The organism is Bradyrhizobium sp., assembly GCF_017881085.1.
GTDB lineage: Bacteria > Pseudomonadota > Alphaproteobacteria > Rhizobiales > Xanthobacteraceae > Bradyrhizobium.
The window spans coordinates 1-12436 of record NZ_JADGRI010000145.1 but is presented as its reverse complement, the minus strand read 5'-3'; the positions used below and the strand labels follow the sequence as shown (position 1 = coordinate 12436).

Sequence of the window (12436 nt, the reverse complement as noted above, 5' to 3'; positions counted from 1 at the left end):
TCGCGGGCGGGCGCGGTGGCGATGGCGCATTGGCAACCGGCGGCGATGCCGGCGCGCGTGGCGCCGGCGACGTCATCGGCTCCGGCGTCATGATGCTGACCGGTGGGGTCGATGCTGCCGAGGGAAAATCCGCATTGGTTGGTTTGCCCGTGGGCATCGTCGGCGCGAGCGTGGCAACCGGCCCCGGCGCCGCCGCTGGCATGTTCCACAGCGGCGCATACCGCGCGATCAGGCCGTCATAGGGCCGCGCCTCCATGTTGGCGACGATCTGGCGATTATCAGTCAGCGCCCGGAACGCCCTGCAGTTCGACGGCGTGCAATGATCGCGCGCCAGCAGCACCTGCGCCATCAGGCCGTAGCGGTCGCGCTCCACCGCAGCGCGCAGCATCTGCAGTTCGGGCGTGATGCTCCGGTTGGCCGAGGCGACGTCGCCGGACGCGGTCAGTCGCGTGATCTGGGAAGCTGCATAGGATACCGCCGCCGCTGCAGATTCGGCAGAACCGAACAATACCTTTTCACACGCCGCCAGGACGATGTCGCCGGCGATATCGTCGATGCAAGACAAGGCCGGCAGCGCGGCGTTCATCGGCTGGTAGGAGCCGGCCCTCTCGGCCGGCGCCGGCCGCCCAGCCGGACCGAACTCGCGAATCGTCGCGGCTACCGCGATGCCGACGGCCAGCAGCGTGATCACGGTCAGCGCGCCGTTAGCGACCGATTTCTCGGCGCGCAACAGCGTGATCAGCACGATGATCCCGAAAAATCCCGCTGCGGCCAAAGTCAGCCACATCGGGAAAGACGGCGATCGCCAGATTTGGTCGAGCGATGTGGCCCAGGCCCAGTTCATGCGCGATGTCCCTCAGCGCAGCATAGAGCGCATTCCACGGAAGTGAACGCCAATTCCTTCGCATTCATTTGCACAGAATGTTTTTGAGAACGGGGCCGTTTGACGGCGAGAGATGAAATGGAACCCGCTTCACCCGCCGCGCACGCGATCTTCAGGAAACATTGAGTTGGCTTTCCTTGGCCACCCGCTCGAACGCTTCGGTCGAATTCTTGATCCGGTACTGGCAGTCGTCGCCGTCGGTCGGAAGCAGCCGGATCACCTCATAGGTGCCGGTGGCGGCCGGACGCGCGACATTGCTGGCAGTGAAATAGACGGTCTCACCAACGTTGTATTTGTGCTTCAACGCCCTCTCCATACGCAAAATACGTCGGCCGCGCCCACGGTCCCGCTTGCTACGGCCGACTGAAGAACCCGCGGCTATATAGCACAGCGCCGTTCCCGTTGGCCAGTTACATCGGGACATAGCAAATACGCAGATTTCGCAGGTTTTTCAGTATGATAATGCCGCTCCGGCTTCCGGACCAACTGGGTCTGCCGCTGTCCGGAACCGCCCTGCTCCGGCGCTTAGGCGCTATGCGGCAGCTTGCCGTCCGGGCTGGCATGATCCACCGCGGTGGGCAATTGCTGCGCCAGAACCTTGGCGAGCTGATCGACCGGGATATTGAACCGCGCGGCCAACTGCTTGACGGTGTCGCTGCCGAGCACCTGCTGCAACTGCTCAGCCGTGATCGGCAGGTTCTGACCGTTCCCGATCCAGGATTTGACCTGCTCGCCGAAGCCGGCCTGCTGCAGCTTGGCGACGATCGCGTTAAGCCCGCCCTGGCTGCCATTGCCGAGCACCTCGCTCAACACCACAGGGACCACGGCGGCCTCGAGCTGGCCGAGTGCGCCTTTGAACGCCGGCGAATTTTCCAGTGAATCGAGAATTCCCATGGCAAACCCTTTCGCTGAATGGCGCTGGTTTCGGTTCCCGATTCAGAACCTTTTTGCTTGGTTCGGTCAAGCCGCGAATCCGTCACCGCTTCGCGACTACCGTTCCTCACTGCCATTCAGGCGCGGCATCTCGACGTCGGGAGGCCAGGGGCCCTGGTCCGGGAGAGGCTTTGTCTCGTCAACTTGCGATTTGAGTTTCGCCGCCTTTTCGACCAGGACCGCGGCAAGCTTTGCATTCGTGGTTGAGTTGGCGAACTTGAGAAGCGTCGTTGCCTGACGCGCGAAATAGTGTCTGCCGATCACGATAGGACCCCACTATACCACCCAGCGAAATACATCACGCGTGAGGGAGAGATTCGTTCCGCAGAATGTACAAGAGCGAACTCGGTGAGCGTCTTAGAAGGCCCAGGGAATTTTCCACCGGAACCAAGCGACGTGTTCCCGGCGAGCCTTACACGTTCTCGAGCCTTTCGATGACGAGGGTTTCCGCGAGGCCCGCGCGCGTCCATTCCTGGAAGGCCGGCAGCGCCATCATCGTTTCCACATAGGGCTGTGCCGCGGGCTCAACCGCAATCGCATAGGTGCGCAAGCGGTGCACCACCGGCGCGAACATGGCGTCGGCGGCGCCGAACTTGCCGAACAGGAACGGTCCGAGATTTCCATAACGCTCGCGGCAATCGATCCATATCTCCTGGATTCGGGCGACGTTGGCGCGCGCATCCGCCGACAGCGCGATCGCGCGGACCGGCCGGTGCAGATTCATGCCGCACTCGTTGCGCAGCGCCATGAATCCCGAATGCATTTCCGCCGAAATCGACCGCGCATGGGCGCGCGATGCGCGGTCCTCCGGCCACAGCCGGGCTTCCGGAAACCGTTCGGCGACATATTCGATGATGGAAAGCGAATCCCAGACCGTGACGTCGCCATCGATCAGCGCCGGAACCTTGCCCGAACGGGTAAAATCCAGGATGCGATGTTTATCGGCCTCACCGGTATAGAGCGGGATGAAGATTTCGTCGAAGGCGATGTCGTTGGCGCGCAGCGCCAGCCACGGCCGCATCGACCACGACGAATAGTTCTTGTTACCGATCACGAGCTTCAAGGCCATGCGCAGAAATCCTCTCTTGCGCGGCACTTTGCCATGCCCCGCGGCGGGCATACAACCCGCGCAGTCGTACCCCTCAAAGTCCCCGATGCCGGTTGCCGCGATTCAGCGCGCATGGCAGCATTCGCCTTCATGGGGGACGCGGCATGAGCGGATATTGGATCGATATTCTGGCGGTCGGCTTCTTCACGCTGGAATGGACGGTGTACGCCGTCACGCTCGAACATAGCGCCTATGGACAGGACAGCCTGTCCTCCCGCATGCATGCCTACCGCGAGACCTGGATCCGGCGCCTGCTCGATCGTGACAGCCGCATGGTCGACATGCAGATCATGGGTTCGCTGCAGAACGGCACGGCGTTTTTCGCCTCCACCAGCCTGATCGCGGTCGGCGGCGCACTGGCCCTGCTGCGTTCGACCAACGAGGCGCTCGCCGTCTTTGCCGCCCTGCCGATCGATCTGTCCCCGTCGCCAGCGCTGTGGGAGATCAAATGCGTCGGCCTGATCCTGATCTTCATCTACGCGTTCTTCAAATTCGCCTGGTCTTACCGGCTGTTCAATTACGTCGCGATCCTGCTCGGGGCGATGCCGCCGGTGCAAGAACGCGACACCCCGGGCGCGGAAGCGCATGTCGTCCGGACGACAAGGCTGTTCGAGACTGCGGGAAGGCACTTCAATCGCGGCCAACGCGCGTTCTTCTTCGCGCTGGGCTATCTCGGCTGGTTCGTCAGTCCCTGGGTCCTGTTCGTATCGACGGCGGCGGTCGTGATCGTTACCTGGCGCCGTCAGTTCGCCTCGAGCGCCTGGCGCGCGATGGGAGGTTAGGACCAGCCGCTCCAGGATCAGCCCGCGAAATCCTGCGGCGTGAAGGTCAGGTCGAGCACGTTCCATTCGCCGTATCGGTCCGGTGGCAGCATCTTGTAGGGCTGACAGGCCTGCAGCGCATCAATCGCGCTTTGCCTGAGATCGAGGCCCTTTAAATTACCGCTACCCTCGAGCACCACGGGGTCGGCGGAGAGCTTGCCATCGGGCGTCATGAACACCCGCAGCCTGATCATCACGCTATCCGACGGCGAAATTGATGGCGGCAATTTCGAGCATGCCTTCAGATGACGTCGAAATTCGGCGACGGGACCGGAATCGATGTCGGCTTTCTTCGACGCTTGCGCGTCGTAGTCGTCCTTCGCCCCCTTGGCCGGCTCCACCGGAAGATCCGGAGGCAGGCCGAGCATCACGTGATACTTGATGGAAAGATCAGGCTCCGGAGGCGTATAGCCCGGCGATGGCGAGGCCGTCGGCGGTTGCGGCCGGGCTCCGGCTGGTTGCGGAGCGGAAGACGGAGCCGTCATTGCCGTCTGTCGTTGCGGCGGCGCGGCCGGCGGCTGCTGGGCTGCGGGTGGTGGCGGCGAAGCCGCAGGCGCCGATGCGGCTTCCGATTTCGAAGGAAGGTCGAGGGTTTCGGAAGGCTTCGCTTTCGGTTCCGGAACCGGCTCCTCCTTCTTGGGATCCGGATTCTTCGGGTCCGGCGGGGCCTCGGCCGGCGACACGATATCGACCGTGATCGGCTCGGCCGTGACCGATCCGTACGGATGCACTTCGGTAAAGAACAGCACCAGCATCAGGATCGACAGATGGGCGACCGCCGATGCCGTGATGCCCGCGCGCAGAATCCGACCTGGGTTCATCTTAGGTGTTCAAATTTTCGATGCCGCCAAGAACATAGCGGCCCACGCACAGGTCTCAATCCCATTTCGGCGCGAAACCGAAATCGGTGAGCCGGCCCTTGGGGCTGCCCATCGCGAAGAGTTGCTGCATCTCGTCATCGGACAGCGCGAAATCGAAGATGTCGATGTTTTCCGACAGCCGCTCGATCTTCGAGGTCCGCGGTATCGCGGCGGCATTCTGCTGCACCAGCCAGCGCAGGCAAATCTGGGCGCGAGTCTTGCCGTGGGCCTGCCCGATCCGTCCCAGTGTCTCGTCGCTCTTGATGCGTCCCTTCGCCACCGGACTATAGGCGACCACCGCCATGCCGTGGCGCGCGCAGGCTTCCCTGACCCGGGTCTGGTCGAGATAAGGGTGGTATTCGACCTGATTGCACACAAGGGGCTCCGGACAGGCCGCCACCGCCTCGTCGAGCAACGCTACCGTGAAGTTGGAAACCCCGATATGCCTGGCCATGCCGAGCTTCTTGACATGCGCCAGCGCGCCCAGCGTTTCCGCCAGCGGCACGTGCGGATTTGGCCAGTGCAGCAGCAACAGATCGATCTCGGACAGCCGCAATTTGGTCAGGCTCTCCTTGGTGGATCGTTCGAGGTCGTTCGGCGCGAAATGAGTGGTCCAGACCTTGGTGGTCACGAACACATCCTCGCGCCTGACGTGCGCGGCGCGCAGCCCTTCGCCGACTTCGCGCTCATTCTCGTAGACCTGTGCGGTGTCGACGTGACGATAGCCCAATCTCAGCGCCTGCTCGACCAGACGCGCGCAGGCTCGCCCGCGCAGCTCCCAGGTGCCCAGTCCGATCGCGGGGATTTTAGCGCCATTGGCTTCGACGTACAGCATCGTGGGGACTCGGACTAATCAACCCGCATTATGTCCCTCCGCCGTCGCGCTGCCAACACGCGCGGTGACCGATCAGGCCTCGATATGGAAATCAGGTGTGTTTTGCAGATCAGCCTCGCGCCAGAGCCGCAAATACCGTGTCCGGCGCGTGCGCGATCACGGCGAGCAGCGCCCTCGCCGGCCCGCGCGGCATGCGTTTGCCTTGTTCCCAGTTCCGGATGGTCTCGACCGGCACCCCTAACTGCGTGGCGAACTGCTGCTGGGTCAGGCGTGCGCGGCGGCGGAGGTCGCGCACCGCAGGCAGCGCCGCTGCGTCGAGCGGCATGGCGATCAACGCCGGCGGGGCCAAAGGCGTCGCCGGGGCGAGCGGAAACTCCTGCCCGTCCCGCAATTCGACGATCCGTCCGTCCGCTTTCAGCCGCAAGCGCTGCATGGTCGACTCCGAGCAAGATTCTCGGCGATGCGCGTTAAGGCTTGATTAAAGACGATCTGTGCGAGGTTCTCCGACGATCGTGGCGGCGGCAGTGAACCGCTCTCCCACGGCTTTATCGCAATGGCCTTTGGTTGATCCGCTCAACATCCTGACGAACGAAAACGGCCCGCGCTTGTGGCGCGGGCCGACTTCAAAATGGGTCGGCATAATGCGGGGTGCGGTTCGTTCTCCGATTGCCTAACGCACCAGCATTCCGTCCAACCCGTCAGCTCCACCGGAACGCGATAGCGCCAGCCACCGATCGCGGACGCGTCCGAACGGCATGACCGTCGTTGCCGCTCTGCACGATCCACTGCCCGTTTTCCTGGCCGACAATCTTGCCGACGTGGTGACGCCAGACGACGATAGCCCCGACCGTTGGGCCACCGGCATTTGATCCATAGTGGGCCCAGGACCGGGCGAGATTGAACGAGGGGCCGGGATCGCTGCCGACCTGGCCACGCATATACCATCCGCACCAAGCGGCCGGCCGACCCGCATAGTGACGACCACCACCGGCATGATGGTGATGGTACGACCGAGCCTCTGCACCCGATCCGATCAAACAAAGCACTGCCGTCGCAGCCATGAGAATACGCATCATGGATGTTCCTTACTGAGGGGAGATCGCGCTGCGCGATCAAGAAGCCGCTAATCGGCGGCACCAAAAAAAGTGCCAAGCGGCTGGTTGAATGAGCGGATTAAAATCCGCTTTTGCCGTTTAAGAAACCGGCTGTGGCCAAAATGGGGCACACGATGAGGCGGAACCCGCAGCAGATGGGCAGCTGGGTCCCATTTTTGCATGGCTGGCGGGTCGTCGAAAACGTCGCTTTAGTTCAGTCCGAACCAGAGGGTGGCAATGCCGAGGAACGAGAAGAAGCCGACCACGTCGGTGATGGTGGTGACGAAGGTGCCCGACGCCACCGCAGGATCGGCGCGCACCCGTTCCAGCACCATCGGAATCAGAATGCCGCCAAGCGCGCCCGCGACCAGATTGCAGACGATCGCGAGTCCGATCACCACCCCGAGCCCCGGAATCCTGAACCACACCACCGCGGCGACGCCAGTAATCACCGCGAAGGCAAGCCCGTTGACCAGGCCGACCAGGCCCTCGCGGATGACGACGCGAAACGCGTTGTTGGAGCCGAGTTCGCGCGTCGCCAGCGCGCGCACCGCAACCGTCATGGTCTGGGTGGCGGCATTGCCGCCCTGACTGGCGACGATCGGGGCGAGCACCGCCAGCGCTACCATTTTCTCCAATTGGCCTTCGAACAGGCCGAGCACGGAGGAGGCCAGAAACGCGGTCGCGAGATTGACCAGCAGCCAATTGAAGCGGCCCTTGGCGATGGTCCAGACATTGTCGGACAATTCTTCGTCGCTGGTAACGCCGCCCAGCGCTTTCAAATCCTCGTCGGCCTCCTCCTCGATCACGTCGACTACGTCGTCGACGGTGATGACGCCGACCAGCCGGTTCTCGGTGTCTACCACGGGAGCCGCGACCAGGTTATATTTGCCGAACAGCCGCGCCACCTCTTCCTGATCGTCCATCACGGAAACGCGGCGGCGATCTTCGTCAATCAGATCCGACAGCGGCACCAACCTGCGCGAACGCAGCAGCGCATCCAGCGACACCGCGCCGTGCCAGTGCTGCGCCTGGTCGACAGCGTAGATCTCGTAAAAGCGGTCCGGCAGGTTCGGGGCGTCGCGCATGTAGTCGATCGCCTGCCCGACCGTCCATTCCGGCGGCACAGTGATGAACTCGGTCTGCATCCGCCTGCCGGCGGAATTTTCCGGATAGTCGAGACTGCGCTCCAGCGCATCGCGCTCCGATGGCGGCAGCTTTTCGAGGATTTCCTCCTTGTCCTGCTCGTCGAGGCCCTCGAGCAATTCGACGGCGTCGTCGGATTGCAGTTCGCGGACGCCCTCCGCGACCGTCTCGGGTTCGAGTTCCTCGAGGATTTCCTCGCGGACGGAGTCGTCGACTTCGTTCAGCGCCGAGAAGTCGAAATCGGTTCCCGTCATTTCAACCAGGCTGACGCGGTCGTCGGGTTCCAGCGCCGCGATCAGATCGCCGAGGTCAGCCTCGTGGAGTTCTGCAACCACAGCGCGCAGGAACGGCGTATCGGCGGCATGGATCGCGCCCGCGATCTGCTCGACGAATTCTTGGCGAATTTCGCCATCTTCTGCGCGCATGGGCATACGGTCGAGCAACGGGCCGGCGGTGTGGGCAACGTCCAGATCTTCGGCCATGCCGCGCCTCGCCGTTTGACAGATTTGCTCAACTCGTCTGAGCTACGCTTCACGCATTACCCAATGGGCAACACCAAGCGCAATGACAAATATCGTCGGCGGATGCGGGGTCGGAAATTGAACAAGCTCCTGGCCGCGACCCTCGTGGCCTGCCTCTCGTGGACGGCTGCGGCCCGGGCGGGGGCGTGCCCGCGCGCGGGGGTGCTCGGCACGTCTCGCGTACTCCCCGTCGATGCCGCCACGACGCCGCGGGTCGGGCTGAAACACTTCCCACAGACGCTGCCGCTCGGCGATCATGAGGTCGTGCTGACTTTCGATGACGGCCCATCGCCTGCTTCGACCCAGAAGGCGCTGGCAGCGCTGGCCGCGCAATGCGTGCAGGCGACGTTCTTCCTGGTCGGCAAGGCGGCCCAGGAACATCCTGCGCTGGTGCGCAGGATCGCTGCCGGAGGCCACACCATCGGACACCATACCTGGAGCCACCGCGACCTGGCGCAGATCCCGCCCGACCAGGTATCGCAGGAAATCGACCGTGGCATCGAGGCGGTCGAAGCGGCGCTTCATGGTGTCACGACCGATGTGCCGAGCACGCCGTTCTTTCGCTTTCCCTACTTCGAATCGAGGCCTGCGACCCTCGACCTCCTGCAATCCCGCGGCATCGTGGTATTCGGTGCCGACCTCTGGGCCAGCGACTGGAGGCTGATGACCCCCCGTCGGGAGTTGCAACTGGTCGCCGATCGGCTGAAGGCAGCCGGCCGGGGCATCATCCTGTTTCACGACCCCAGGGCGCAAACCGCAGCCATGCTGCCGGCTTTCTTGCGTTATCTGCGTGACAATCACTATCGCGTGGTTCATGTGGTGCCCGCGGAGCCCGCAGCACATGTCGAAGCTGTGCCGGAAGGGCCGAAATCATCTGCGGAACTGGAGCATTAAGCCGCCGTTCATGACGGGGCGTGGATGATCGGCCGCTAAAATTTGGAATGCAGACGGTGTGGTACGATGGGTGATGCGTGGGCTTTGGTCGGCAGGCGGCAGCGGGCCGCGATATGCCTGGGGTTACTGACCTGCATCACCGCATATTCCGCCGAGGCGGCCGACTGTCCCGGCCATCCCGACGCGATCGGTACCTTCCGCACGCTGGTGGTCGATCCGCACGAGCATCCGCGTATCGGCACCATGCAATATGCCGAGACGCTGCCGCTGCGGGATCACGAGGTGGTGCTGACCTTCGACGACGGCCCGCTGCCGCGCAACAGCAACCAGATTCTCGACATCCTCGCCTCGCAATGCGTGAAGGCGACTTTCTTCGAGATCGGCCGGATGGCGAAGGCCTATCCGGAAGGCATCCGCAAGCTGATCGCGGCCGGTCACAGCGTCGGCACCCACAGCCAGACTCATCCGCTCACCATGAATCACATGCCGATCGATCGCGCCAAACAGGAGATCGACGACGGCATCGCATCGGTGAAATCCGCGCTTGGCAGCGACGATGCAGCACTCGCGCCGTTCTTCCGGATTCCGGGCCTGCTGCGCGCCGAGGTCGTCGAGGACTATCTGGCCTCGCAGGGCATCCAGGTCTGGAGCGCCGATTTTCTGGCCGACGACTGGCGCCATATATCCTCCGCGCGGGTCTATGACCTCGCGATCAAACGGCTCGAGGACAAGGGAAAAGGCATTCTGCTGCTGCACGACATCCAGGCGCGAACCGTCGCGGCACTGCCGAAAATCCTGCATGAGCTGAAGGCGCGCGGCTACCGCATTGTCCACGTTGTGCCGGCGACTCCGCAAAATCCGGCGACGCCGACCGAGCCGCAGGACTGGCAGCTGCATCCGACCTCGGAAGATGTCGCGACCTCGCACTGGCCCAAAATCCCCAATTTCGTCTTCGCCTATGCCGGCACCCTTCCCGCTCCCGCGCTATCGGATCTGGACTGGCGTGACGGAGGGTCGATGACGCTTTCGGAGGATCGCGCGGGACGGATCGGGCACGGCGTCCCGCTGCCGCGGCAGGCCCCCTGGCCGCGGCAATCGCCGCTGCCACCGGAGGCCGAGGCCGCCGGCAAAGCCCTGCCGGTGCCGGCGCTCAGCGTTTTCGAGATAAAGGAGGGGCTGCGCGCGGCCACGCGAGGCCTGACGCGCCGCGCCGAGCAAAGCAGCGGCCCGGACGATCATGAGGCGATTTCAGCCGCCGCCGGCAGTTCCGCGCGGACGCTGCGCGGCAGATCTCATCCGGCGGGCCTGCGCCATGCCGGTGGCCGCGGAGCCCGCAATGCCGCGCATGGCCGCGGCGGCGCGCTGAAGCATCTGGTGCAGGTCAGGAAAAGAAGCGCGTGAGGCGGAGGTTCTTTATTTGACGCGTTTCGTTACGCGAACCGGTATCCCCCGCATCCACTACGGGGCAGGCTTTCGCTCAAGAACGCTTTCAGGCCTCAATTCGTCACGATCTTCGAGATGCACAGCAGCACGATCATCGCCAGAAACAACAGGTCGATATAGGCATTGATCTCGCCGGCGCGGCGCAGCACCGTGACCTCGCTGACGACCTGCTTGCGCTGGGACGCGGCGGCAGGGCCGTCCCCGGTTAGGCCTGCAAGACGCCGCGCCTCGAACTCGAGGCGCTCGATCTTCTGGAAGAAATAGAACGACCGCAACGCCGTTGCCGCGCGCATCGCGGCATAGACCAGCACGAGGATCGCGAGGGTCGCGCGCTGCGGATACTTCTCCATGAAATTCAGGCTGTAATAGACGAGCGCCAGAAACAGGAAGTTGGAGACAAACCGATAGGCGTAGCTAAGGATCTTCATGTATGGATTCCTATCGAGAGTCGGCCTGGATCGTCCTTGATCGGGCGCAATCGCAAAAAACGTGGGTCCGCAAGCCGGAATCGCCAGCCCGGACGCCGCGTCCCCGATCTACGCCAACGGTGTTACGGCACGGCTACCGTCCCGGCCTTCGCCACCATCCGCGCATGTTGGGGTTAAAAATCGGTACGGACGCGGATAGGTGCTGACTGCCCCCCTCCAGGTCCGCTCTGCGATGCGCTCCGAAAGCTTCTGACTTCGAATCACCAGCACCCATCGGGCAAGGGGCGCTTTGGGAACGGTCACGGAGTCACCGCCACATCACAGGATTCCTTGGTGCGCTCGGAGGGAGTGCGACAATCGTTTAGAATCATGATGTTACCGAAAAGGTGGTAGCATAACGGCCCGTTGATCGAAAACGGCTATTTTGAGCGATGCTCTCACCCTTCTTCCAAATTGAGTTGATCGAGTAACGGATTTCTACTCCGTGGGTTGCAGGTTCGAATCCTGCTGGGATCGCCAATGGTTTCAAATACTTAGATGATATTTCCGAGAGCGTTAGACCATCATTTTTACCTGGGGTTAACGTGAGGGTTAACAGCCGTATCCGGTTCATTTGGCGGCCTCCTTCCCGACAAGACTCAGGTCAGAAAATGAGACGCGCAACTGCTGGATATTCTTGAGAACACCATTGGCGCGCCGAGGTGCCACCGCGATATCGGGGCATGCCGTCGGCAGGAGACGATGGTTATGAAAAAATACCACATTAAGTTCAAGGTGAGTGAGACGACTTTGCCGAAGGTCGACGCGCTGTGGGCGGCACTCAAGGCGGCGGAAGACGAAGAAATCGAGATGGTGGAGTTCGATCCGTCGAAGCTGAGAGCGGCCAAGGCTGCGGAGATCGGAGGCAACGCCGATGTCTGATCAGATCGAGATCGACAACAAGCCGACAAGCCCCGACGATCCGCCCATGGTCTTCATGATGAAGGAGCCCCCGCAACTGATAAGGTACTACTTAGAGGACTGGCCGCCAGCGATGAGGCCATCTACTGCTGCTGCTTGGCCGCCAAGCAACACCCGTATCATGATCGAGACCAAGAGCCAGTATAGACATATCGGAAAGGTTCTCGACGAGGTCGTCTCCGGTGTCTATGGCGACGCCGTGACGACGGAAGACCCCGGCAACGCGCGGCGTCAACGTCCTCATCGTCGAGGTGATACAGGCGGTGGAGCGCCGGCTGAGGCAAGGTTCCTCCTACAACGATGACAGTCATCTGCCGGTAGACGCCTGGCGTGACCAGACCTACGCCTTCTTCAACAAGGTCATGACGGACTACGAAGCCCTTTATCCTGGGGATGGCCTCTACACCTAGGGACCACGACGAATGACTACGGAGGGGCGGCTCGCGAGGGTCGCCCCTTTTTCGTTGCGCAGCAGGGCCGCGGCTTGGGGTCGGCTATTTCATGGATAGG

At 62.8% G+C, this 12436-nt stretch carries 14 protein-coding genes; 5 read left to right on the top strand and 9 right to left on the bottom strand.

From position 1 onward, the window contains the following. The 4 genes from QZ213_RS15260 to QZ213_RS15245 all read right to left on the bottom strand — a co-directional run. Positions 1-844, bottom strand: an 844-nt coding sequence (locus QZ213_RS15260; RefSeq protein ID WP_291686918.1) for a hypothetical protein, incomplete at its 3' end; no start/stop codon positions are given. 151 nt (positions 845-995) lie between these two features. After that, entirely contained in the window at positions 996-1199 is a 204-nt protein-coding gene (locus tag QZ213_RS15255) for a hypothetical protein (protein ID WP_291686917.1), read from the bottom strand. 209 nt (positions 1200-1408) lie between these two features. Next, entirely contained in the window at positions 1409-1819 is a 411-nt protein-coding gene (locus QZ213_RS15250) for a YidB family protein (protein WP_365885066.1), read from the bottom strand. Positions 1820-2228: 409 nt separating this feature from the next. Next, entirely contained in the window at positions 2229-2885 is a 657-nt protein-coding gene (locus QZ213_RS15245) for a glutathione S-transferase family protein (RefSeq protein WP_291686915.1), read from the bottom strand. Positions 2886-3028: 143 nt separating this feature from the next. Here QZ213_RS15245 and QZ213_RS15240 point away from each other — a divergent pair, with 143 nt between their 5' ends. Then, the gene (locus QZ213_RS15240; protein ID WP_291686914.1) at positions 3029-3706 is read left to right on the top strand and encodes a DUF599 domain-containing protein; all 678 of its coding nucleotides are present in this window, start codon (positions 3029-3031) and stop codon (positions 3704-3706) included. A 17-nt stretch (positions 3707-3723) separates the two neighbouring features. Here QZ213_RS15240 and QZ213_RS15235 read toward each other — a convergent pair whose 3' ends face one another. From QZ213_RS15235 to mgtE, 4 genes are all read right to left on the bottom strand, one after another. After that, positions 3724-4566: a hypothetical protein gene (locus tag QZ213_RS15235; RefSeq protein WP_291686913.1), complete on the bottom strand. Its 843-nt coding sequence runs from the start codon at positions 4564-4566 to the stop codon at positions 3724-3726. Between the two features lie 55 nt (positions 4567-4621). Next, positions 4622-5440, bottom strand: coding sequence for an aldo/keto reductase (locus tag QZ213_RS15230; RefSeq protein ID WP_291686912.1), 819 nt, complete (start codon positions 5438-5440; stop codon positions 4622-4624). A gap of 109 nt (positions 5441-5549) precedes the next feature. Further along, a complete protein-coding gene (locus tag QZ213_RS15225; protein ID WP_291686911.1) occupies positions 5550-5873 on the bottom strand; it encodes a helix-turn-helix domain-containing protein in 324 nt (107 codons plus the stop codon). Between the two features lie 870 nt (positions 5874-6743). Beyond that, positions 6744-8162 carry a magnesium transporter gene (gene mgtE / locus QZ213_RS15220; protein ID WP_291686910.1) on the bottom strand — a complete coding sequence of 473 codons (1419 nt, stop codon included), beginning with the start codon at positions 8160-8162 and terminating at the stop codon, positions 6744-6746. A gap of 102 nt (positions 8163-8264) precedes the next feature. Here mgtE and QZ213_RS15215 point away from each other — a divergent pair, with 102 nt between their 5' ends. Then, entirely contained in the window at positions 8265-9095 is an 831-nt protein-coding gene (locus QZ213_RS15215; protein ID WP_291686919.1) for a polysaccharide deacetylase family protein, read from the top strand. 66 nt (positions 9096-9161) lie between these two features. Further along, positions 9162-10496: a polysaccharide deacetylase family protein gene (locus QZ213_RS15210; protein ID WP_291686909.1), complete on the top strand. Its 1335-nt coding sequence runs from the start codon at positions 9162-9164 to the stop codon at positions 10494-10496. A 95-nt stretch (positions 10497-10591) separates the two neighbouring features. Here the strand turns inward: QZ213_RS15210 and QZ213_RS15205 are convergent, their stop codons facing one another. Then, entirely contained in the window at positions 10592-10966 is a 375-nt protein-coding gene (locus tag QZ213_RS15205; RefSeq protein ID WP_291686908.1) for a hypothetical protein, read from the bottom strand. A gap of 747 nt (positions 10967-11713) precedes the next feature. Between QZ213_RS15205 and QZ213_RS15200 the strand changes: the two genes are divergently transcribed. Beyond that, the gene (locus QZ213_RS15200; protein ID WP_291686907.1) at positions 11714-11887 is read left to right on the top strand and encodes a hypothetical protein; all 174 of its coding nucleotides are present in this window, start codon (positions 11714-11716) and stop codon (positions 11885-11887) included. Continuing rightward, the gene (locus QZ213_RS15195) at positions 11880-12230 is read left to right on the top strand and encodes a hypothetical protein (protein ID WP_291686906.1); all 351 of its coding nucleotides are present in this window, start codon (positions 11880-11882) and stop codon (positions 12228-12230) included. The genes QZ213_RS15200 and QZ213_RS15195 overlap by 8 nt, the downstream gene beginning before the upstream one ends. Positions 12231-12436 lie beyond the last annotated feature (206 nt).

Excerpts from the sequence above, each read along its gene's own strand:
- QZ213_RS15255 (WP_291686917.1), bottom strand. The coding sequence starts at position 1,199 with ATGGAGAGGGCGTTGAAGCACAAATACAACGTTGGTGAGACCGTCTAT.
- QZ213_RS15245 (WP_291686915.1), bottom strand. The coding sequence starts at position 2,885 with ATGGCCTTGAAGCTCGTGATCGGTAACAAGAACTATTCGTCGTGGTCG.
- QZ213_RS15240 (WP_291686914.1), top strand. The coding sequence starts at position 3,029 with ATGAGCGGATATTGGATCGATATTCTGGCGGTCGGCTTCTTCACGCTG.
- QZ213_RS15235 (WP_291686913.1), bottom strand. The coding sequence starts at position 4,566 with ATGAACCCAGGTCGGATTCTGCGCGCGGGCATCACGGCATCGGCGGTC.
- QZ213_RS15230 (WP_291686912.1), bottom strand. The coding sequence starts at position 5,440 with ATGCTGTACGTCGAAGCCAATGGCGCTAAAATCCCCGCGATCGGACTG.
- QZ213_RS15225 (WP_291686911.1), bottom strand. The coding sequence starts at position 5,873 with ATGCAGCGCTTGCGGCTGAAAGCGGACGGACGGATCGTCGAATTGCGG.
- mgtE (WP_291686910.1), bottom strand. The coding sequence starts at position 8,162 with ATGGCCGAAGATCTGGACGTTGCCCACACCGCCGGCCCGTTGCTCGAC.
- QZ213_RS15215 (WP_291686919.1), top strand. The coding sequence starts at position 8,265 with ATGCGGGGTCGGAAATTGAACAAGCTCCTGGCCGCGACCCTCGTGGCC.
- QZ213_RS15210 (WP_291686909.1), top strand. The coding sequence starts at position 9,162 with ATGGGTGATGCGTGGGCTTTGGTCGGCAGGCGGCAGCGGGCCGCGATA.
- QZ213_RS15205 (WP_291686908.1), bottom strand. The coding sequence starts at position 10,966 with ATGAAGATCCTTAGCTACGCCTATCGGTTTGTCTCCAACTTCCTGTTT.
- QZ213_RS15200 (WP_291686907.1), top strand. The coding sequence starts at position 11,714 with ATGAAAAAATACCACATTAAGTTCAAGGTGAGTGAGACGACTTTGCCG.
- QZ213_RS15195 (WP_291686906.1), top strand. The coding sequence starts at position 11,880 with ATGTCTGATCAGATCGAGATCGACAACAAGCCGACAAGCCCCGACGAT.